The 20,876-nt window shown below is 67.8% G+C and carries 18 protein-coding genes, 1 tRNA gene and 1 pseudogene; 12 read left to right on the top strand and 8 right to left on the bottom strand.

Annotation, left to right across the window (positions count from 1 at the left end; translation table 11 throughout):
- Window positions 1-24 precede the first annotated feature (24 nt).
- Entirely contained in the window at window positions 25-573 is a 549-nt protein-coding gene (locus IE258_RS07155; RefSeq protein ID WP_087808365.1) for a helix-turn-helix domain-containing protein, read from the bottom strand.
- Between the two features lie 180 nt (window positions 574-753).
- Between IE258_RS07155 and IE258_RS07150 the strand changes: the two genes are divergently transcribed.
- Both IE258_RS07150 and IE258_RS07145 read left to right on the top strand, forming a co-directional pair.
- A tRNA-Ala gene (locus IE258_RS07150) sits at window positions 754-826 on the top strand.
- A gap of 398 nt (window positions 827-1,224) precedes the next feature.
- The gene (locus IE258_RS07145; protein WP_159324957.1) at window positions 1,225-2,001 is read left to right on the top strand and encodes an isoprenyl transferase; all 777 of its coding nucleotides are present in this window, start codon (window positions 1,225-1,227) and stop codon (window positions 1,999-2,001) included.
- Window positions 2,002-2,102: 101 nt separating this feature from the next.
- On the opposite strand, the gene IE258_RS07140 is transcribed toward IE258_RS07145, so the two are convergent.
- Window positions 2,103-2,804 (bottom strand): DUF5324 family protein, encoded by a 702-nt coding sequence (locus IE258_RS07140; RefSeq protein WP_159324958.1) that lies wholly within the window; start codon window positions 2,802-2,804, stop codon window positions 2,103-2,105.
- 320 nt (window positions 2,805-3,124) lie between these two features.
- Here IE258_RS07140 and IE258_RS07135 point away from each other — a divergent pair, with 320 nt between their 5' ends.
- Both IE258_RS07135 and IE258_RS07130 read left to right on the top strand, forming a co-directional pair.
- Entirely contained in the window at window positions 3,125-3,658 is a 534-nt protein-coding gene (locus IE258_RS07135) for a peptidylprolyl isomerase (protein WP_127893121.1), read from the top strand.
- A gap of 104 nt (window positions 3,659-3,762) precedes the next feature.
- A complete protein-coding gene (locus IE258_RS07130) occupies window positions 3,763-4,671 on the top strand; it encodes a rhomboid family intramembrane serine protease (protein WP_189740371.1) in 909 nt (302 codons plus the stop codon).
- Window positions 4,672-4,949: 278 nt separating this feature from the next.
- Here the strand turns inward: IE258_RS07130 and crgA are convergent, their stop codons facing one another.
- Complete coding sequence (gene crgA, locus IE258_RS07125) at window positions 4,950-5,204, bottom strand: cell division protein CrgA (RefSeq protein WP_003975080.1); 255 nt, start codon at window positions 5,202-5,204, stop codon at window positions 4,950-4,952.
- A gap of 151 nt (window positions 5,205-5,355) precedes the next feature.
- On the opposite strand from crgA, the gene IE258_RS07120 reads away from it, so the two are divergent.
- Genes IE258_RS07120 through IE258_RS07100 form a run of 5 tightly spaced genes read left to right on the top strand, consistent with a single transcriptional unit; the run spans window position 5,356 to window position 8,870 of the window.
- On the top strand, window positions 5,356-6,135 hold the full coding sequence (locus IE258_RS07120) for a DUF881 domain-containing protein (protein WP_189740368.1): 780 nt from the start codon (window positions 5,356-5,358) through the stop codon (window positions 6,133-6,135).
- 45 nt (window positions 6,136-6,180) lie between these two features.
- The gene (locus IE258_RS07115; protein WP_189741210.1) at window positions 6,181-6,378 is read left to right on the top strand and encodes a hypothetical protein; all 198 of its coding nucleotides are present in this window, start codon (window positions 6,181-6,183) and stop codon (window positions 6,376-6,378) included.
- Window positions 6,375-7,013, top strand: coding sequence for an aminodeoxychorismate/anthranilate synthase component II (locus IE258_RS07110; RefSeq protein ID WP_127893123.1), 639 nt, complete (start codon window positions 6,375-6,377; stop codon window positions 7,011-7,013). Before IE258_RS07115 ends, IE258_RS07110 begins: the two co-directional genes overlap by 4 nt.
- Window positions 7,010-8,083 carry a class E sortase gene (locus tag IE258_RS07105; RefSeq protein ID WP_189740365.1) on the top strand — a complete coding sequence of 358 codons (1,074 nt, stop codon included), beginning with the start codon at window positions 7,010-7,012 and terminating at the stop codon, window positions 8,081-8,083. Before IE258_RS07110 ends, IE258_RS07105 begins: the two co-directional genes overlap by 4 nt.
- 13 nt (window positions 8,084-8,096) lie before the next feature.
- Window positions 8,097-8,870, top strand: a complete 774-nt coding sequence (locus IE258_RS07100) for a class E sortase (RefSeq protein WP_189740361.1) — start codon at window positions 8,097-8,099, stop codon at window positions 8,868-8,870.
- Between the two features lie 98 nt (window positions 8,871-8,968).
- Here the strand turns inward: IE258_RS07100 and IE258_RS07095 are convergent, their stop codons facing one another.
- Window positions 8,969-9,991, bottom strand: coding sequence for a restriction endonuclease (locus tag IE258_RS07095; RefSeq protein WP_189740358.1), 1,023 nt, complete (start codon window positions 9,989-9,991; stop codon window positions 8,969-8,971).
- Between the two features lie 602 nt (window positions 9,992-10,593).
- On the opposite strand from IE258_RS07095, the gene IE258_RS07090 reads away from it, so the two are divergent.
- The 3 genes and pseudogenes from IE258_RS07090 to IE258_RS07080 form a co-directional block, all read left to right on the top strand.
- Complete coding sequence (locus tag IE258_RS07090) at window positions 10,594-11,169, top strand: helix-turn-helix domain-containing protein (RefSeq protein WP_189740355.1); 576 nt, start codon at window positions 10,594-10,596, stop codon at window positions 11,167-11,169.
- On the top strand, window positions 11,082-11,720 hold the full coding sequence (locus tag IE258_RS07085; protein ID WP_229891967.1) for a transposase: 639 nt from the start codon (window positions 11,082-11,084) through the stop codon (window positions 11,718-11,720). Before IE258_RS07090 ends, IE258_RS07085 begins: the two co-directional genes overlap by 88 nt.
- A gap of 199 nt (window positions 11,721-11,919) precedes the next feature.
- Window positions 11,920-12,149, top strand: a pseudogene (locus IE258_RS07080) (class E sortase); the annotation flags it as partial.
- A gap of 1,914 nt (window positions 12,150-14,063) precedes the next feature.
- Here the strand turns inward: IE258_RS07080 and pknB are convergent.
- From pknB to IE258_RS07060, 4 genes are all read right to left on the bottom strand, one after another.
- The gene (gene pknB, locus IE258_RS07075) at window positions 14,064-16,085 is read right to left on the bottom strand and encodes a Stk1 family PASTA domain-containing Ser/Thr kinase (RefSeq protein WP_189740352.1); all 2,022 of its coding nucleotides are present in this window, start codon (window positions 16,083-16,085) and stop codon (window positions 14,064-14,066) included.
- 190 nt (window positions 16,086-16,275) lie between these two features.
- A complete protein-coding gene (locus tag IE258_RS07070; RefSeq protein ID WP_189740349.1) occupies window positions 16,276-17,748 on the bottom strand; it encodes a peptidoglycan D,D-transpeptidase FtsI family protein in 1,473 nt (490 codons plus the stop codon).
- The gene (locus IE258_RS07065; protein WP_189740346.1) at window positions 17,745-19,181 is read right to left on the bottom strand and encodes an FtsW/RodA/SpoVE family cell cycle protein; all 1,437 of its coding nucleotides are present in this window, start codon (window positions 19,179-19,181) and stop codon (window positions 17,745-17,747) included. The genes IE258_RS07070 and IE258_RS07065 overlap by 4 nt, the downstream gene beginning before the upstream one ends.
- Window positions 19,182-19,208: 27 nt before the next feature.
- Complete coding sequence (locus IE258_RS07060; protein WP_159324966.1) at window positions 19,209-20,756, bottom strand: Stp1/IreP family PP2C-type Ser/Thr phosphatase; 1,548 nt, start codon at window positions 20,754-20,756, stop codon at window positions 19,209-19,211.
- Window positions 20,757-20,876 lie beyond the last annotated feature (120 nt).

The following is a 20,876-nucleotide window of genomic DNA, read 5'->3' as shown; positions in this document are numbered from 1 at the left end:
CCCTCGGCGACCGGACCCACGGGATCAGTTCTGGTGGGACTGGTAGTGCGCGACCGCGTCCGAGGTGCGGCCCGCGCCGTACACCCGCAGGAACTCCGCCAGCTCCGGATGCGAGGAGGAGAGGGCGTCCGCCGCGTCGATGATGTCGCCCGCGGCCGCCACCGAGCGCAGCAGCGACTGGATCTCACGGACCACCCGCTTGACTGTGGGCGCGCCCGAACTGCTCGTGGTCGTCGTGGTGTTGCTGAGCACCGAGCCCCCCTGCGACTTCTTGATCTCGTCCATGCGCTCCGTCGCCTCGGCCGCGCTCACACTGCCGTCGGCGACCTGCCCCGCCAGGTCCTGCAGCAGCTGGACCCGCTGGACCACCGCGGGATTGCCGATCTTCGCCCGCTGGCCGCTCATCAGCTGCGACAGCATCGGTGCGGACAGCCCCAGTACCCCCGCGAGACGAGCCTGGTTGAGACCGAGATCATCGATAAGCCTGCGGAAGAGCGCCCCCAGCGGCTCCCCGTACCAGTTCCGCTGCAGTTCCCGCGCTCTTGCGGTGGCTTCCTGCTGTGCGGCGTCCATTGCGTCTCCCCATCGCTTCCCCAAAAACCGCAGTTCGCTCCAGCGAACCACGCCGAGCATCTTACGGAGCGTGGTCGTTCCCCGGGACCCCCAATCATTTGTGAGATACGGGGGGCGACCCGGTACTCTGGTCCCCGGCGCCCGACGGTCCGTGGCACAAGGACCGGCGGCGCCTCACGAGGGGCCTTAGCTCAGTTGGTAGAGCGCTGTCTTTGCATGGCAGATGTCAGGGGTTCGACTCCCCTAGGCTCCACCGTCAAGTACACCTCCGACCTGCGGAAACACGGGTCGGAGGTGTTCTGTTCTCGCCAGGCGGTGCGCAGCGGTCCCGCGGCGCGTGCCCCGGCGGACGGAGAGGTTGCTCACCGTCGTCGCCCTAGCACCGTGCCCCGCATCGCCCGCACCGGCCGGGTGATCAACAACAACCGGAGGGAAAGGGCCAGTTGAGCACGTGGAACAACGCCCCGGCGCCCGCGCCGCCGCATGATGCGGCGCACGGACGGGCCCCTCTCGGCGCCCCGGCGGCGCTGTCTGCTCTTGATATCGTCACCCCACAGGGCATCAGCGCCACACCCCTGCGGGGCGGTGCCACGTGGCTCATCGCCGTCGGAGCCGTCCGGTCGCTACCGACGAGGTGGAAGGGGTAAGACCATGCGGGCGAAGGTACGAGCCGCTCTCGACGCGCTCTACAGGAAGCGGCTGGTCAGGGAGTTGGAAGGACGCCCACGCCCCCAGCACATCGGCATCATGCTCGACGGCAACCGCCGGTGGGCCAAGATGTCCGGCATCGACGACCCCCGCGAGGGCTACCGGGCCGGCGGTGCGAAGGTGCTGGACTTCCTGCGCTGGTGCGACTCCGCGCAGATCGAGCACGTCACCCTGTTCATGCTCTCCGACGACAACCTCGCCCGGCCCGAAGAGCAGCTGAACCCCCTCATCGACATCATCGCCGAGGTCGTCGAGCAGCTGGCCGCGCCGGGCAACCCCTGGCCCGTCGAGGCCGTCGGCGCACTGGACCTGCTGCCCGCGGAGTCGGCGAGCCGCCTCAAGACCGCCACCGCCGCCACCCAGGGCCGCAAGGGCGGCACCAAGGTCGACGTCGCCGTGGGCTACGGAGGCAGACGCGAGATCGTCGACGCCGTGCGCTCCGCCCTGACCGAGCACAGCTCCCAGGGCGGCGACATCGACGAGTTCATCGAGACCTTCACCATGGAGCACATCTCCAAGCACCTGTACTCCAAGACACGGTCCGAGTCCGACCTCATCATCCGCACCTCCGGCGAGCAGCGGCTCTCCGGATTCCTGCTCTGGCAGTCCGCCTATGCAGAGGTCCACTTCTGCGAGACCTACTGGCCGGACTTCCGTGAGATCGACTTCCTGCGCGCCCTGCGCTCCTACTCCCTCAGGGAACGCCGCTACGGCCGCTGAGCGCCGTTTCACGTGAAACATCGCCGCGGGGCGGGAGACTCAGGGTCTCCCGCCCCGCGGCGGTAAGAAGCAGTGGCCGGTACTAGTACGTCGAGCGGCGATCAGCGGGGCTCGTCGCCCTCCGCCGCCTCCTCCTGGGCCTGCTTGGCCTGCACCTCGGGATCGAGGATCGCCTCGCCGGTACCGTCCACGGACGTCAGCCGACCCGACTCGGGAACCTCCGTCGCCTCCGGCGGCTCCACCAGCCAGTCCGGGTTGGCCTGCTTGTCCCACCACTTCCAGGCGGCGAAGGCGCCGCCCGCGACGATGCCGACCACCGCGAAGACCTTGGCGACCCGGCCGGCCCTGGCCCGGCGCTGGTGCTTGCGCGTCAGCCGCTGGATCTCCTTGGCCGTGACCTGACCACGCAGTGCGGCCAGCGCGGCGGCACCACGCGCCGTGGCCTCTTCGCGCACGGGACCGGCCGCGGCCACCGCCTGCTCGATCCTCGGTCGGGAATAGTCGGCCGCCTGCCTGGCGGCCAGACGCGTACGGATCGCGGCCTCCTGCGCGGCCGCGTCCATCTTCGGCGGCACATGCGTACGAGCCTGTTCCAGCCGCGGCGCGACATGCGTGCCGTACTGCTGACGCGCCTGGCACGTGGCCTGGGACACCTTGGGCGCCAGCCGTACGCGCGCCTCCTGTGCATAGTGAGCGGCCCTGTCCTTGGCCGTGTCGGCGTAGGGCGCCACCACTTCCGCGGCGTGCAGCACGCTGTCCTTCGCCGAACCGGTCGCGGCGCGCACGCTGTCGATGCGGGTCACGGGTTCCTCCTCCTCGGTGGCGTACGGTAATTCGACTTTCCACCCTTTTACGGATCATGCCTGGGGACGCACCGCCAGGCATGCGAGGGCGGGCATCCGGGTCACGGGCGATGCCGCCGTGGCCTCTGGGACAAGTAGTGATGAAGTTGCGAACAAGCACTGATCGACATCAATAACGGATGAATGCCGGGCAACACGCGCCTGTCCCCGACGATGCCACGTATCGGCGCCGCATGCTCGTGACCCAGCGGTATGAGCGACGAACGCACCCCCGACCGTGCGAGGATCGGTGCGCACAACAGGACGAGGGAAGGCACATCGTGGCCGAGCAGCTCTACGCCACCCTGAAGACCAACCAAGGTGACATCGAGGTCCGGCTGCTGCCGAACCACGCGCCCAGGACCGTCAAGAACTTCGTCGAGCTCGCCCGCGGCGAACGGGAGTGGACCCACCCGGCCACCGGCGAGAAGTCCACGGCCAGGCTCTACGACGGCACCGTCTTCCACCGGGTCCTCAGCGGCTTCATGATCCAGGGCGGCGATCCGCTGGGCAACGGCACCGGCGACCCCGGCTACCAGTTCCCGGACGAGTTCCACCCCGACCTCGCCTTCGACAAGCCCTACCTGATGGCCATGGCCAACGCCGGCCCGGGCACCAACGGCTCGCAGTTCTTCATCACCGTCTCCCCGACGACCTGGCTGAACCGCAAGCACACGATCTTCGGCGAGGTGACCGACGCGGCCAGCCAGAAGGTCGTCGACACCATCGCGGCAGCCCGGACCAACCCCCGCACCGAGCGCCCCCTGACCGACATCGTCATCGAATCGGTCGTCGTGGAGACGCGCAACGCCTGAGAGCCCCGTACACCGGGCAGGAACCAAACGCCCCGCCCATCCGTAGAGAAGGGCGGGGCGGTGCATCTGCACACACCGCCCGCAGGGACGACCGAGGGGATGCCATGGACCACGCGGCCGCCGGCCCACCGGACGCCGGCTCGCCGGGAGCCCACAGCCTGCCCGGCTGCTATCGCCACCCCGACCGCGAGACCGGCATCCGCTGCACCCGCTGCGAACGCCCCATCTGCACCGACTGCATGGTCAACGCCTCCGTCGGCTTCCACTGCCCCGACTGCGCGGCGGGCCGCACACCGGGGGCCACCGGCCCCGCCCCGAGTGCCTCCCGGCCCCGCACCCTCCCGGGCGGCACCGTCGCGGCCGACCCCCACCTCGTCACCAAGATCCTGATCGGGATCAACGTGGCGGTGTTCATCGCCGTCCAGGCACTTCCGTCGTCCTTCCTCGGCGACATGGTGCTCATCGGACGCTGGCCCCCCGCCCCCTTCGTCCCGACCGAGGGCGTCGCGGAGGGCGAGTGGTACCGCCTGGTGACCACGATGTTCACCCACGAGGAGATCTGGCACATCGGCTTCAACATGATCAGCCTGTGGTTCCTCGGCGGGCCCCTGGAAGCGGCCCTCGGCAGAGCCCGCTACCTCGCGCTCTACCTCGTCTCCGGCCTCGCCGGCAGCGTCCTCGCCTATCTGCTCGAGTCACCCACCACGGCCACCCTCGGCGCCTCGGGTGCGATCTTCGGCCTCTTCGGTGCCACCGCCGCGCTCGTCCGCCGGCTCAACGCCGACATGCGACCGGTCGTCATCCTGCTGGCCATCAGCCTGATCTTTACCTTCACCCGGGGCAACATCTCCTGGCAGGCCCACGTCGGCGGCCTCGTTGCGGGCGCCGTGATCGGCTACGCCATGCTCCACGCCCCGCGTGAGCGGCGCGCGCTCGTCCAGTACGGCACCTGTGCGCTGGTCCTCGTGGTCGTCGTAGGACTGACCCTGTTGAGGACGATGCAGCTCACCTGAGCGCCAGTTGTCCACAGTAGGTGGCGGATCTTGTGCACAGCGTGCGGGAACACATGTGCCCCCTGTCGCTGACCAGTGTTCTCGCAGGTCAGGCAGGGGGCGAACATGTTTTCGGAACTGTGGTCCAGCCAGTACTTCCGTCACACCGGCGTCAATGTCCGGCGGGTTATCCACAGATCGTCTTTCTTTTCCCCAACGTGTGGACAGTGCCTGTGGATAACTCCGTGAATACCCCTGGGCAGAGCTGATACGGAGCTACTGGGCGGCCACCGCCGGGGCTACTTCCACTGCGTCGAGACGCCGAACCCCGCGGCGATGAAACCGAAGCCCACCACGATGTTCCAGTTGCCCAGCGAGTCGATGGGCAGGGAACCGTCGGTGACGTAGAAGACGACGATCCAGGCCAGGCCGATGACGAACATGGCCAGCATGACCGGCGCCACCCAGCCGCGGCTGGTCAGCTTGATGCTGGTCGCCTGCTTCGAGGGCGGCGGCGTGTAATCGGCCTTCTTGCGGATACGTGACTTCGGCACGAGGGTCTCTCCTGTCGATGCGCTGCGTGGCCGCGCAGGGAACGGGGCTCGGTCTCGGTGGGCGGCGTACATGGGACAAGGGGACTCTGAGCGCTCCCCCGGGCGTCCGTTAGCGTAGTCCTTCCGTGGCGCCGAAGGAGATAAGGGTACGTTGAGCAATTCTGCCGACTCCCCCGGGACGGGATCCAGCCCTGTCCGCCGACGCCGTTTCCGGCCCGTGCGGATACTCACGGCGGCCGTCTTCGCACTCGCCGGACTTATCTTCTTCACCAGTTTCAATACGGCGAAGGGCACCAATATCCGTACGGACGCCTCTTTGCTCAAGTTGTCCGATCTCATCCACGAGCGCAGCCGGGAGAACGGCGATCTTCAGGAGTCCAACGGAGCCCTGCGCGAGGACGTCGAATCGCTCGCCGAACGCGACGACGGCCGGACGAAGTCCGAGGACGACGAACTGGCGGCGCTGGAGGAGAAGGCGGGCACGCAGAAGCTGAAGGGCAAGGCGATCACCGTCACGCTCGACGACGCCCCGCCGGACGCCACCGCGAAGCTCCCCGGCTATCCGGAACCGCAGCCCGACTACCTGGTGATCCACCAGCAGGACCTCCAGGCCGTGGTGAACGCCCTGTGGCAGGGCGGCGCCAAGGGCATCAAGGTCATGGACCAGCGGCTGATCTCCACCAGCGCGGTGCGCTGCGTGGGCAACACCCTGATCCTCCAGGGCCGCGTCTACTCACCGCCGTACAAGATCCAGGCGGTCGGGGACCCGGAGGACCTGAAGGACGCGCTGGCGAAGTCGCCCGCGATCCAGAACTACATGGTGTACGTCAACGTGTACGGGCTCGGCTGGAAGGTCGAGGACGACGGGCGGGTGACGCTGCCGGGCTACTCGGGCACGGCGGACCTGCACTATGCCCAGCCTGTGGATTAGGGCCGTTCCCCGGCCCCCGGCGCCGCTAGTCTGGTGCGGTACGGCGTGAGTCTGGCGCCGTGGTGCGACGGAAGGGACGGCATGTACGGCTGGATCTGGCGGCATCTGCCGGGCAACGTGTGGGTGAAGGCGCTGCTCTCGCTCATGCTGGCGATGATCGTGGTCTACGTCCTGTTCCAGTACGTCTTCCCGTGGGCCGAACCGCTGCTGCCCTTCAACGATGTGACGGTGGACAACCAGTGAGCGCGCGCATCCTCGTCGTCGACAACTACGACAGCTTCGTCTTCAACCTGGTCCAGTACCTGTACCAACTCGGCGCCGAGTGCGAGGTGCTGCGCAACGACGAGGTGTCGACGGCACACGCCCAGGACGGCTTCGACGGCGTGCTGCTCTCGCCCGGCCCGGGTACGCCGGAGCAGGCCGGGGTGTGCGTCGAGATGGTGCGACACTGCGCGGCCACCGGGGTTCCGGTCTTCGGCGTGTGCCTGGGCATGCAGTCGATGCAGGTGGCGTACGGCGGCGTGGTGGACCGGGCGCCCGAGTTGCTGCACGGCAAGACCTCGCCGGTGGAGCACACCGGCCGGGGCGTTTTCGCCGGGCTGCCCTCGCCGTTCACGGCGACGCGGTACCACTCGCTGGCGGCGGAGCCGGCCACGGTGCCGCCGGAGCTGGAGGTGACGGCCCGCACGCCGGACGGGATCGTGATGGGCCTGCGCCACCGGGACCTGCTGGTGGAAGGCGTGCAGTTCCATCCGGAGTCGGTGCTGACCGAGCACGGGCACCGGATGCTGGCCAACTGGCTGGTGGAGTGCGGCGACCAGGACGCGGTGGCGAGGTCGGCGGGGCTCGCCCCGGTGGTGGGCAGGGCCACGGCGTGACCGCGCTGCGCCCCGAGCGCGACTCCGGCACGGCCGGTGACCAGGGATCCTCGTACGGGCAGCCGTACGGGGATTCCGGTGCGTTCGGGGACGGTTGGTACGAGGAGTCCGGGTCCGGGGAATCCGGGGACGAGTACCGGCCGCCACTCGCCGACGACGAGACGGTGGCGCTGCGGGTTCCACAGCCCCCTGCGCGGCGGACACCCGCCGGGACAGCCTCCGCCTCCGCGGGGGACGGCCCCGTGGGCGGCGGACGGGCGGCCCGCAGGAAGGCCGCGAAACGGCGTCACGGGCGCCGTGGGGCGCCCCGGGGCCCGTCGGTGGAGGCGGAGGCCGAGGGGACCGCGAAGGCGCCTCTGTCGCGCGTGGAGGCCCGCCGGCAGGCACGGGCGCGCAAGCCCGGCGCCGCGGTGATCGCCAGCCGGGCCATCGGTGAGATCTTCATCACGACCGGTGTGCTGATGCTGCTGTTCGTCACCTACCAGCTGTGGTGGACGAACGTGCGGGCGCACGCCCAGGCGAACCAGGCCGCGAGCGACCTCCAGGACGACTGGGCGAACGGCAAGCGCAACCCGGGGGCCTTCGAGCCCGGGCAGGGGTTCGCGCTGCTGCACATCCCCAAGCTGGACGTGGTGGTGCCGATCGCGGAGGGCATCAGCAGCAAGAAGGTGCTGGACCGGGGCATGGTCGGGCACTACGCGGAGGACGGGCTGAAGACCGCGATGCCGGACGCCAAGGCCGGCAACTTCGGGCTCGCGGGGCACCGCAACACGCACGGCGAGCCGTTCCGGTACATCAACAAGCTGGAGCCGGGCGACCCGATCGTGGTGGAGACGCAGGACAAGTACTTCGTGTACAAGATGGCGTCGATCCTGCCGGTGACGTCACCGAGCAACGTGAGCGTGCTGGACCCGGTCCCGAAGCAGTCGGGCTTCAAGGGACCCGGCCGCTACATCACCCTCACCACCTGCACGCCGGAGTTCACCAGCAAGTACCGCATGATCGTGTGGGGCAAGATGGTCGAGGAACGGCCGCGCAGCAAGGGCAAGCCGGATGCGCTCGTCAGTTAAGGGCGGATGACCAGTGGCAGCGACCACCGACACGGATCAGCAGGAGCACGCCGGCGAGGACGGCCCACCGGATCCCGGGGCGGGCCGCCGCGGGCGCGGTCCCCGGCGGATCGTCGCGCAGGCGGTCAGCGTCTTCGGCGAGCTGCTCATCACCGCGGGCCTGGTGATGGGCCTGTTCGTCGTCTACTCGCTGTGGTGGACGAACGTGGTCGCCGACCGCGCGGCGGACAAGCAGGCCGAGAAGGTCCGCGACAACTGGGCCCAGGACCGGGTGGGCGGGGGCGGCCCGGGCGCGCTGGACACCAAGGCGGGCATCGGCTTCCTGCACGTCCCGGCGATGGGCGAGGGCGACGTCCTGGTGGAGAAGGGCACGTCGATGAAGATCCTCAACGACGGCGTGGCCGGCTACTACACGGACCCGGTCAAGGCGACGCTGCCCACCTCGGACAAGAAGGGCAACTTCTCGCTCGCCGCCCACCGGGACGGGCACGGCGCCAAGTTCCACAACATCGACAAGATAGAGAAGGGTGACCCGATCGTCTTCGAGACGAAGGACACCTGGTACGTCTACAAGACGTACGCCGTGCTGCCCGAGACCTCGAAGTACAACGTCGAGGTGCTCGGCGGCATCCCCAAGGAGTCCGGCAAGAAGAAGGCCGGCCACTACATCACCCTGACGACCTGCACCCCGGTCTACACGAGCCGCTACCGGTACGTGGTCTGGGGCGAGCTGGTCCGCACCCAGAAGGTGGACGAGGACCGCACGCCGCCGGCGGAGTTGCGGTGAGGTGACTGAGGTCCTTAAGGGATCTCAGTCACCCTTAGGATGGCGTAGGCCCGAAGCCGCAACTTCCTTTTGCGGCTTCGGGCCTTTTGCCGTGTCGCTTACTGGAGCTCCTTGAGCAGCACTCCGGCGCTCCAGGCTTCCAGCTCCTCGCGGTTCACGGTGACGACGCCGCTGAGTTTGGCGACAGCCTCTGATTCGTGGCTGAAGTTGCAGGTGGCGACGAACAGGGCGATGTCCACGTGGTCGATGGCGCGTGCCGCGCCCGCGAACTTCTGCATGTCCGCGCTGGGTACGGTCGAGCGGCCGGATCTGTTCTTGCACTGGACGGCGACGGTGCGCCCGTCGGCGGTGCGGCCAGTGATGTCGATACCGCGGTCGGTTCGGGCTTGTCGTACGACGACGTCGACGCAGCCGTCTCGGCGCAGCAGGTCGGCGACGTGGTGCTCGAATGCCTGCCAGGTCATCGCCTTCAGTTTCGCCCTGACGTCGTCGGCAGGGGTGTCTCCTTCCAGGGTGGCGAGGCGCTTGTGGTGCCAGCACAGCTTGCGTTCGACGTTCTCGATGTCCCTGCGAAGTTCGATGAGCTCGCGGCGGTGTTCGCCGGACGTGGCGATGAGGGCGTTGAACATCGGCACGACGGTCCGGCCGAGGATGTGGGTGATGCGCTGGTCGATGCGGGCATCTTGGGCGATGGTGTCTGTTGGGGCTGGGTTGTCCACAGGCTGTGCGCGCGCCACGTACTCCATGTCCAGGAGGTAGACACGTACCTGGCGTGCGACTTCGCTGTCGCGGAGCAGCATGGCGATGTTGAGGACGGCGCGGCGAGAGTACAGCGCGAGGGAACGGGAGCGGGACTGGATCCCACTGGCCCTCTTAAGGAGGGCCAGTCGCGTACCCGTCAAGACCTGGTAGCCGCTGGCCAGCAGTTCTTCGCGATGGTCCTCGACGGAGGACTCGAGCGTCTTCACGGTTACCTCGAAGTACGCCGCCACCATCGCCGTGGTCACGTGCATGCCGTCCGGCAGCAGGGACAGCGCCTTCACGCGATCGAGTACGTCCGTGCGTTCGAGGACGCCGCTGCGTAGGGTTCGCGATTCCAGTAGAGCCGTCTCGTTGATCATCGCCCGGCCTTCCTTCCCTCTTGGGATGATGTGGTCAACCGGACTTAACGAGTTGTGACATATGAAGACACGTTCGATGCCGTTGTGCTCCCGGCCTGAGCGGCTCGCCTACCTGGGCGGACTGGCGGTGATGGGAGTGGCCCTGGTGTTCCTGCTCGGCACCGTCGTGGCCGTCGTGGTGGCGATGTTGTGCGTCGGGATGGCCGCCGAGGGGGGCGCGTTAGCGTCCGGGCAGTCCGTGAGAGGGCGTGGGAGCGGCCCCGTACCTGGCTGTCGCTGGGTGTGGTCGGTGTCTCGGCGGGTGTGGCGGGACTCGCTGTCGCCTGCCTGACCGGGATTCTCTCCGGGGGCCTCGATGTCGGGGAGGCGTGTGTTCATGGTCACGGTGTCCGCTATGACGAGGCCTATCGGGCAGCGCACGCGGAGGAGTTCGACCGTTGGTTTCGGCTGCGCGGCAAGTGCAACGAGAACTTCGACCTCGTTCCCTCCTGGGTCAACCCGGCCATCGTGTTCTTCGTGCTGCTAGTGCTGGGTTCCTCTTTCGTTGGGTATATGTGCTGGTGGCGGGATAGTTGAGGGTGCTCGGGGGCGGGTGCTGGAGGATGGTTTTACGGGCACGACCGGGGTGCGATGAGGACGAGCGGACCGTCGTTCGCCGCTTGTCGCGGGCGCGGAAGGCTCCGCAGGATGCAGTGATACGGGCTCGGATGATCGAGCTGAGCTGGTCGGGGCTGCGCGTGCCGGCGATCGCTGTTGAGCTGGGCTGCAGTCAGAAGACGGTCCGGTGCTGGCTGCACCGCTTCAACCGCTCGGGCCTGCAGGTGCTGGATGACCTGGGCGGGCAGGGCCGCAAACGGCGGATCACCGAGGAGGAACGATCTCGGATCATTTCCGTGGTCAAAAGCGTGCCGCCGGGGTGGCTGAGGTGGGAGACCGTCGGGGAACTGTGGGCCTTCGACGAGTCCGGGCCATCTGAGTGGACCCTGGATTCCCTGACCGCGGCAGCGCGGGCCACAGGGATCGAGGTGGGCCGCTCACAGGTGCGCCGCATCCTGCTCGCCGAGGGCGTGCGCTGGCGTCGTACCCGGTCTTGGACGCGCTCGAAGGACCCGGACTTCGTCCCAAAAGGACACGGATCATCGACCTCTACACCCACCCGCTCGTCGGCGCGACGGTGATCTGCGCCGACGAGCTGGGGCCGGTGATCCCGCGAACTTTCCCGCCCGCACCTGCCTGGTCACCGGACGGGCACCGGATCAAAGCGGAACTCGACTACGGCCGAGGACCGGAGAAGACCTGGGTCCATGGCGGTCTGCGGCCAGCAGATGGCCAGACCCTCACGATGACCGCATCCTCCCGCAACAGCGTCTTCTACCAGCAGTTCCTGCAACAAGTCGAGGACGCCAACCCCGACGGGGAGATCTGGATCATCACCGACAACCTGTCCAGTCACAACAGCCTGTCCACCCGAACCTGGCTCGAGGACCATCCCCGCATCCACCACGCTTTCATCGCTGTCGGCGCGTGCTGGCTCAACCTGCAGGAAGGCTGGTGGCGCATCTTCCGCAAGGCCGCCCTCGCCGGCCAGTCCTTCGCCAACCGCGACGACATCACATACACCACCACCCTGGCGACCGACCAGCTCAACTCGCGGGCCAACCCATGGATCTGGGGCCGACCCGCACCGCCAACCCGCCGACGACGGCGCCGATATGTGTACACCGTTTGAGGAACCCAGCACTAGCGGCGGCCGGTGTGCTCTGTCTCGCCTCCGCGGTCGCTACTGCTGTGTGGCGATGACCACGACGGTCGGTCGGGGTGGTGGTGACGCACCCTTGTCGCGAAGCCCGCGAGATCGTGCGCGACGACAAAGTCCCGGGTTCTCGGCAAAGGGGCGGAACGCTCCCTTCCGAGGGGCGCGGCACGTGTCAGTCGGCGCCGACCGGGCGGCGGACAAACAGGCCGACAAGGTCCATGGCAACTGGGCCCAGGACCGCGGGGGCCCGGGTGGCCCCCAGGCGCCGGACACCAAGCGGGCATCGGCTTCCTGCACGTCCCGGCCATGGGCAAGGGCGAGATCCTGGTGGGAAAGGGCACGTCGATGAAGATCCTCAATGACGACGTGGTCGGCTACTACACGGACCCGGTGAAGGAGGCCCCGGGCAGTGTGACTTAGGTTTGAGAAATCTTAGTCAACGGCTTGGGGGCCTCACCTGATCAGCGGCGGTAATTAATTCAGCCGCAATGAACGCCAACCGCTACCTGTTGGGCCAGTTGTGTATGTGCGGGATTCCAAACTACCCCGTTAATGCTTATGCAGCGACCGGCGGCGCTTATGGAAGCAGGCCCCGCGTAAGAGGAGTAGTTACCGGAGTCGCTGTCGGAGTCCCCGCCGCCGGTGACGTTCAAGTAGATCGCGGTGAGGCTTGGGGTGCCAACATAAGCACTCTTCACTGTCACGGCACAGTTTTGGCCATTCGAAGCGTTGTAGTAAAGATGGACGGTGCCCCAGGTGCTGCCGCTGGAAGTCTTGACAGGGTAGGTGTCGATCTCTGCGCCAGTGCAGCCGTAAGCGCCGGCGGCGGCAGCGCTGGCGGATGGTGCTCCCACTACAGCTAGTCCGAGGACTGAGGCGGTCGAAGCGAGCACTGCAAGAACTTTCTTATTCACCAACGACACTAGAAAATCCTCCCCTTAGGATTGCGTGCAAGCGCCATGATCATGGCATTGCAGTAGCGGCGCTGCAATATAGCCAGAGTAGACAAAAGGTGCATTCGATCTAGGTTATTGTGTGACATGGATCACTGCCAAGGGGTGTTTGAGATCCGCCATTGCCGGCGTCCTTGGTTGCAGTCGGAAAAGTTGCGTCACGCCAACGCTGACGATCGAGCAAGAAAGTATTCATCGGCCTTAAGGTGAAAATTTGCCACCTTAAATTAGCTTGTTCAAGGCGACCGCTGAGCGGCTGAGTGCCCACGCGCGCTGGAGCCTCTGGTGCATCTGCGGAAGTACGTCACCCTGGCGAAGATCGCTGTCGGGTTCGCGGTCAGCGGAGTTCTCCACTCACGCCCATACCAGTGCATGTCCGCCTGCTCACCGAAGAACCGCCGCCTCTGACTGAGCGGCCTGTGTGAGGCGGCCTGCCTCTTCCTGCTGGACGGAACATGCGCCGAGTACGCCCCACTCGGTGACTCACGCCCGCTCTTTAGCCGTCCCAGACCTGACCACGCCGTCGAACGGCGCTGACTATCGGTGCGTCGGCGCACAGGCTCCGTGTCTACCATCAGCCTGCCGGCCGCCTTCTTTGCTGCCGTCCCTGCTGTCCGCGCTGTCAAGGCCGCGGCTGAGACTTGCGTGGGCGTGCTTGGTGTGGCCACTCGCCAGGCCGTGCAGCCGCCGCTGCCCCTTGATCACATGGAGGGGGCTGCGCAGCAGGTCCGCGAATCGGCGGGATCACGTCGCGCGGGGACAGCAGATGAGTGACGTCGTTACGACTGCCACCGGCGAACAGGACCGCGAGCGGAATGTCATGCCTGTCGGTGGTTACAGTTGGACAGCTTCGAGTGGATCGGCCACATCGAGTGGGGACGGGCCCGTGCCCTGCCCCCATTAGTGCTCTTACGTGTGACGAGTCGACCAGGCAGGCGGCACCAGACCGGACGGAGGTCGCGTTGAGGCCAGCGAGCAGGGCTTCGAGTAGTTCACCACGCCCGCCTAGTTCCCAGTCCCGCAAGCGTTGCCAGCAGGTCGTACCCGAGTCGAAGCCGGGTTCCGTGGTCTGCCGATACTTCACTGGATCCCGGCAGCACGTACACGACGCTGCACGGCAGATCCCTGTCACGCGATGGCTTGCTCCCTGTATTGGCCGTGCCACCGCCCTGTGACAGCAGCGGTGCAGGCGTTCGCACAGCTCATCCGGGCGCGCTCGAATGCGACGTCTCCAAACCGGACCGAACGCTCAACTCCTGCGTTGGAAAGGTCATCAGCGCCGACCTATGTTGCCCTAGGTGCTTGAGCATGGCGGACGGACCTGGCCCTCCTCCGCAGAGACTGAGGAGGGCCACTGCTGGTGTCAGTCGCCGAAGCCGGGAAGGCCGGCGATGGTGCCGCCGTTTCCGTTTCCGCCGTTGTTGTTGTTTCCGCCGTTGCCACCCACCGTGGTGAGGGTGATCTGCGTGGCGGCGGGGTCGTCGACCTCGCTGTTGGCCGGCGGGTTCTGCCCTATGACGACCGCGTTGCCGTCGTTCGGACCGTTGACCTGGATGTTGGTGAAGCCGGCCTGCTGCAGGGTCTGCTGGGCCTGCCCCAGGGGCGTGCCGAGCTTGATCTCGGGCACCTTCGTCTTCTCCACGGCCTTGCCGACGACGATCGTGACCTGCGAGCCCGGGTCGACCTGCTGTCCTCCCTGCGGCGTGGTGGAGATCACCTTGTCGACCTGGTTGGGGTCGTTGGTGGGCTGCTCCGTGCAGGTGGCCTGGAGATTCTCGTCCTCCATCCGGGACTTGGCCTGGTCGCAGGACTGGCCTACGACGTCCGGCACCGTGGCCTTCTCCTCGGCCTTGGCGACCTCCAGGGTCACCGTCGAGCCCTTCTCCAGCTCCTTGCCCGGGTCCGGATCCTGGCTGAGGACGGTGCCCTCGTCCTGGGAGGACTCGGTCTGCTTGGTCTCGACCTGGAAGCCCTTGTCCTCGAGCTGCTTGGTGGCTTCGTCGACGTTCTTGTCGATCACGTTCGGGACGGCGACCTTGGGCGCGCCGGTCGAGACCACCAGGTTGACGGTGGACTCCTTGTCGACCGAGGTGCCCTGCTTGGGGTCCTGGTCGCAGACGCTGCCCTTCTTCTGGTCCTCGCAGGGCTTCTGCTCGACCGTGCCCAGCTTGAGGTCGGAGTTGGTGAGCAGCTGCTCGGCGTCGTTCTGCGTCTGACCGATCAGGGCGGGCACCTCGACCGTGCCGTTGCCCGCACCCCCGCCCCCGCTGAACGCGTACTTGCCGATCAGGATGGCGCCGACGAGGACGAGGACGCCGGCCAGCACCAGGAAGATCGTGGAGGTGTTCTTCTTGCGGGGCTGCTGGCGGCGCCGGTCGGGGCGCTCGTCGTAGCCGTAGCCGCCGTCGTCCGGGTTCATGGGCGGCAGCATGGTCGTGGCGCCGCCGCCCCCGTCCGAGCGCAGGGCGGTGGTCGGCTGGTCGTCGGGGTAGGCGCCGTAGCCGCCGGCGGCCATGGCGCCCAGCGCGGCGGTGGCACCGACGGGCTGGCCGTCGAGGCATGCCTCGATGTCGGCGCGCATCTCGTCGGCCGACTGGTAGCGGTAGTCCGGATCCTTGACCAGGGCCTTCAGCACGATCGCGTCCATCTCGGGCGTGATCTCGGGGTCGAAGACGCTCGGCGCCTGCGGTTCCTCGCGCACGTGCTGGTAGGCGACGGCGACCGGGGAGTCGCCGACGAAGGGCGGGCGGACCGTGAGCAGCTCGTAGAGCAGGCAGCCCGTGGAGTACAGGTCGGAGCGGGCGTCGACCTGCTCGCCCTTGGCCTGCTCCGGGGAGAGGTACTGGGCGGTGCCGATCACGGCGGCGGTCTGGGTCATCGTCATGCCGGAGTCGCCCATGGCGCGGGCGATGCCGAAGTCCATGACCTTGACCTGGCCGTTGCGGGTGAGCATGACGTTGGCCGGCTTGATGTCGCGGTGGACGATGCCAGCCCGGTGCGAGTACTCCAGGGCCTGGAGGATGCCGATCGTCATCTCCAGCGTCCGCTCCGGCAGCAGCTTGCGGCCGGAGTGGAGCAGCTCACGGAGTGTGGAGCCGTCCACGTACTCCATGACGATGTACGGGATCGACACGTTGTCGATGTAGTCCTCGCCCGTGTCGTAGACCGCCACGATCGCGGGATGGTTGAGCGAGGCGGCCGACTGGGCCTCCCGGCGGAAGCGGGCCTGGAAGGACGGGTCGCGCGCGAGGTCCGCGCGGAGCGTCTTCACTGCCACGGTGCGGCCGAGCCGGGTGTCGTGCGCGAGGTAGACCTCCGCCATGCCACCACGGCCGAGCACCTGGCCCAGCTCGTACCGGCCGCCGAGGCGACGCGGCTCTTCCATGGTTACCTACCAGCCCTCTCCGTCGGTCCCGACCGGCATGCTTGTACGGTCGGAGGCTGCCGTCCGGCCTACCGTACCCGGCTCGCTCCGGCCCCCTTGGCCGAGCCGGGCAGCCGATACAGGACCGGTATCGCAACGTGCGCCGATGTGAAGGGGACGTGACCGGAGTCACGCCCCGTTCATGGCGCGGTCACTTCTTGCTGTCGATGACGGCCTCCATGACGTTCTTCGCGATCGGTGCCGCGAGGCCGCCGCCGGAGATGTCGTCGCGGACGGCGTTGTCGTCCTCGATCACCACGGCCACGGCGACGGGCGAGCTGCCGTCGTCGGCCTTGGCGTACGAGATGAACCAGGCGTAGGGGTTCTTGCTGTTGTTCTCGCCGTGCTGTGCGGTACCGGTCTTGCCGCCCACCTTGACGCCGTCGATCTGGGCGTTGGTTCCCGTGCCGTCCTCGACGACGGTCTCCATCATCGACTGGAGGATCTGGGCGTTGTCCGCGGACAGCGGCTTGCTCATCTCCTCGGGGTCCGTCTTCTCGATGGTGTCGAGGTTGGGGGCCTGGAGCTCGTCGACCATGTACGGCTTCATCAGGGTGCCGTTGTTGGCGATGGCCGAGGTGACCATGGCCATCTGCAGCGGGGTGGCTGCGGTGTTGTACTGGCCGATGGAGGAGAGCGCGACCTGCGAGTCGTTCATGCCGTCGGAGAAGACGGAGGCGCTGGAGCGGACCGGGACGAACTGCTCCTCGGTGAAGCCGAACTTCTTGGCGGTCTCCAGCATCTGGGCGTTGCCCAGGTCGTAGCCGAGCTTGCCGAAGACGGTGTTGCAGGAGACGCGCAGGGCCTCGCGGAGGGTGGCGTCCTCGCAGGGGATGTTGCCCTCGTTCTTCAGCTCGGTGGTGGTGCCGGGCATCGTCCAGGGCAGCGGGGAGTCGGTCTTCTCGTCGGCCGAGTCGTACTTCCCGTGTTCCAGGGCCGCGGCCGCGGTGACCACCTTGAAGGTGGAGCCGGGCGGATAGACCTCGCGCAGCGCGCGGTTGAGCATCGGGTCGTCGGGGTTGTTCTTCTTCTGGAGCTTGTTCCAGGCTTCGCCCGCGGCCTCGTTGCTGCCCGCGATGGAGGTGGGGTCGTACGAGGGGTACGAGGCCATCGAAAGGATCTTGCCGGTGGACGGCTCGATCGCGACGACGGCGCCCTTGGCGCCCTGCTTCTTCAGACCGTCGTAGGCGGCCTTCTGGGCGGCGCTGTTGAGGGTGGTGACGACGTTGCCGCCCTCGCGCTTCTTGCCCGTGATCATGTCGAGGGTGTTGCGGAAGAAGAGCCGGTCGTCGTTGCCGGTGAGGATGCCGTCGTCGATGGACTCGAGCTGGGTGGCGCCGAAGGCCTGGGAGACGTACCCGGTGACGGGCGCCCACATGGCGCCGTCCTTGTAGGTGCGCTTGTACTTGAAGTCGCCCTCGGTGGTGGCGTGTGAGGTGATGGCCTTGCCGTCGACGATGATGTCGCCGCGCGGGCTGGCGTACCGCTCGATGGCGACCCGGCGGTTGTGCTCGTCCTCCTTCAACTCGTCGGCCTGGACGTACTGGAGCCAGTTGTCCCGGATGAGGAGGGTGAGGACCAGGAGGCCGCAGAAGATCGCGATTCGGCGCAGTGGCTTGTTCACGGTCGGACCACCTGGGTCATCTCGGCGTCGGGGTTGGCGGGCGCGGCGGGTGCCGGTCTGCGCGCGGTGTCGCTGATGCGCAGCAGAATGCCGATCAACGCCCAGTTGGCGATGACGGAGGAACCGCCGTAGGCCAGGAAGGGCATGGTCATACCGGTGAGCGGGATGAGGCCCATGACACCGCCGGCGACGACGAAGACCTGGAGGGCGAAGGCCCCGGAGAGGCCGATGGCGAGGAGCTTGCCGAAGGGGTCGCGGGCGGCGAGGGCGGTGCGCACGCCGCGTTCCACGATCAAGGCGTAGAGCAGGAGCAGGGCCATCAGACCGGCCAGGCCCAGTTCCTCGCCGAAGGTGGCGAGGATGAAGTCGGAGTTGGCGGCGAAGCGGATCAGCTCGGAGTGGCCCTGGCCCCAGCCGGTGCCGAGGGTGCCGCCGGAACCGAAGGCCCACAGGGCCTGCTGGGCCTGCTCGGAGTGGCCGCCGACGCCCGCGCGGGAGAGCGCGTACTCCTTCATCGGGTCGAGCCAGGCGTCGACGCGCTGCTGGATGTGCGGTTCGAAGCTGGCGACGCCGACGGCGCCGACCGCGGACATCATCAGGCCGAAGACGATCCAGCTGGTCCGCTCGGTGGCGACGTACAGCATGATCACGAACATGCCGAAGAACAGCAGCGAGGTGCCGAGGTCGGTCTCGAAGACCAGGATGAGGATCGAGACGATCCAGACCACCAGGATGGGGCCGAGGTCGCGGCCGCGCGGCAGGTAGAGGCCCATGAAGCGGCGGCTGGCCAGGGCGAGCGCGTCCCGCTTCACCATCAGGTAGCCGGCGAAGAAGATCGCCAGGACGATCTTGGCGAACTCACCGGGCTGGATGGAGAAGGAGCCGACCTGGATCCAGATCTTGGCGCCGTAGATGTTCTTGCCGAGGCCCGGTACGAGCGGGAGCAGCAGCAGGAACAGGGCGCCGAGCATGGAGATGTAGGTGTAGCGCTGCAGGACGCGGTGGTCCTTGAGGAAGATCATCACGGCGACGAACAGGGCGATGCCCATCGCGGTGTACATCAGCTGGCGGGGCGCGGCGGTGCCTGCCTGCTCGATGTCCTGGAGCAGTTCGGACTGGTCCAGGCGCCAGATGGCGACCAGCCCGAGGCCGTTGAGCAGCGTGGCCAGCGGCAGCAGCAGCGGATCCGCGTACGGGGCGAACTTGCGCACGACGAGGTGGCCGACGCCGGCCAGCAGGCCGAGGCCGAAGCCGTAGCTCAACAGGCCCGCGGGCACCTCGTCGTTGATGGCAAGGCCCACGTTGGCGTAGGCGAAGACCGGGATGAGGACGGCGAACACGAGCAGAGCCAGCTCGGTGTTGCGCCGGCTCGGGGCGCCGATGGCGCCGATCGTGGACGTGTGGTGCGTCGGCGGGTTGGTAGTACTGCTCATCGTGTGACAGGGCCTCTCACGGCTTGCCTACTGCTTACCGCACAGCGAGACGACCTTCTGCTCTTCCTCCGAGAGGGTCGGTCCTGAGCCTGGAGTGGGTGCGGTCGTGGACGGGGACTCGGACGATTCGGGTGCCTCGGGCGAGCCCGACGGGTTCGGGCTGGGTGAGGCCTTGGACGTGAAGGAGGCAGGGCTGGTTCCCGTGGTGCCTCCGGCCTCGCCCTCGCCGGTCTTCGCGTTCTTCTCGGTCTCCGCGGTGCGCCGGTCGGCCTGCTTCTTGCAGGCGGAGGCCTGTACCGCCAGTTCCTCGATCTTGGCCCGGGCGTCGTTGAGGTCGCCCTCGGGGATGGTGGCCTCGACCAGTTTCTGCTGGTAGGGCGGCAGGTACTTGAGTTCGATCTCGGGGTGGTCCTTCTGGACCTTCGAGAGCGAGACCCAGGCGAGGTCCTGGCTGATACCCCGGTACAGCGCGAGGTGGTCGTCGTTGGTGCCGACGTAGTACTGGGTCTGGGTCCAGCGCCAGCCGCCGTAGGTGCCGCCGCCGATGACGGCGAGGGCGAGGGCGGTGTAGAGGGACCGCTTGAGCCACTTGCGGTTCTTGCGGGGCTTGACGAAGTCGTCGGGGCCGTAGTCGTCGAAGCCGCCGGTGGGGATGAAGCCGGTGACGTCGCCGCTGCCGGGCGGGCCGAACTCGCCGCCTCCGCCGCGCTGTCCGCCCTGCCGGCCGAGGCCCGCGGCGCGCCCGGCCGGGGTCTGCATGATGCCGTTGTCGCCCATCTGGGCCTGGTTCTCGGCGACGGCGCCGACGACCACGGGGGTGTCGGAGAGCTGTCCGGCGAGGGTGTCGCCGGTGTCGAGGTCGAGGACGTCGGCGACGATGACGGTGATGTTGTCGGGGCCGCCGCCGCGCAGCGCGAGCTGGATCAGCTCCTGGACGGTCTCCTGGGGGCCCTGGTAGCTGGCGAGGGTGTCCTCCATCGTCTGGTGGGAGACGACGCCGGAGAGCCCGTCGGAGCAGATCAGATAGCGGTCGCCGGCCCGCACCTCGCGGATGGACAGGTCGGGTTCGACGTGGTCGCCGCTGCCGAGGGCGCGCATCAGCAGGGAGCGCTGCGGGTGGGTGCCCGCCTCCTCCTCGGTGATCCGGCCCTCGTCGACGAGGCGCTGCACCCAGGTGTGGTCCTGGGTGATCTGGGTGAGGACGCCGTCGCGCAGCAGGTAGGCGCGGGAGTCGCCGACGTGGACCATGCCCAGGCGCTGGCCGGTCCACAGCAGGGCGGTGAGCGTGGTGCCCATGCCCTCCAGTGCGGGGTCCTCCTCGACCATCTGCCGCAGCTGGTCGTTGGCGCGCTGGACGGCGTGGCCGAGGGAGGTGAGGACGTCGGAGCCGGGCACGTCGTCGTCGAGGGCCACGATGGTGGAGATCACCTCGGAGGAGGCGACCTCACCGGCGGCCTGGCCGCCCATGCCGTCGGCGATGGCGAGCAGGCGCGGACCGGCGTAGCCGGAGTCCTCGTTGCCCTCCCGGATCATGCCCTTGTGGGAACCGGCGGCGAAGCGCAGTGACAGACTCATGCGCACCTCGCCCGTCGGCTCCGACTGCAGCCGGTCGTGTCGAGCCACACTGCCCACCCTCCGGTCGGGAGCGCGCCGGGGCCCGGGGTGCCGGCCGCCGCTGCGTGCTCGCTCCGCTCG

Source organism: Streptomyces tendae, from assembly GCF_014650435.1.
Taxonomy (GTDB): Bacteria; Actinomycetota; Actinomycetes; order Streptomycetales; family Streptomycetaceae; genus Streptomyces; species Streptomyces tendae.
Note: the sequence above shows the minus strand (reverse complement) of the source record. Positions and strands in the feature narration are given on the sequence as shown.

Bases quoted from the DNA above. Each gene is read 5' to 3' on its own strand.
- IE258_RS07155 (WP_087808365.1), bottom strand. From the start codon at position 573: ATGGACGCCGCACAGCAGGAAGCCACCGCAAGAGCGCGGGAACTGCAG.
- IE258_RS07145 (WP_159324957.1), top strand. From the start codon at position 1,225: ATGCGGGCGAAGGTACGAGCCGCTCTCGACGCGCTCTACAGGAAGCGG.
- IE258_RS07130 (WP_189740371.1), top strand. From the start codon at position 3,763: ATGGACCACGCGGCCGCCGGCCCACCGGACGCCGGCTCGCCGGGAGCC.
- IE258_RS07095 (WP_189740358.1), bottom strand. From the start codon at position 9,991: ATGATCAACGAGACGGCTCTACTGGAATCGCGAACCCTACGCAGCGGC.
- IE258_RS07090 (WP_189740355.1), top strand. From the start codon at position 10,594: ATGGTTTTACGGGCACGACCGGGGTGCGATGAGGACGAGCGGACCGTC.
- pknB (WP_189740352.1), bottom strand. From the start codon at position 16,085: ATGGAAGAGCCGCGTCGCCTCGGCGGCCGGTACGAGCTGGGCCAGGTG.
- IE258_RS07065 (WP_189740346.1), bottom strand. From the start codon at position 19,181: ATGAGCAGTACTACCAACCCGCCGACGCACCACACGTCCACGATCGGC.
- IE258_RS07060 (WP_159324966.1), bottom strand. From the start codon at position 20,756: ATGAGTCTGTCACTGCGCTTCGCCGCCGGTTCCCACAAGGGCATGATC.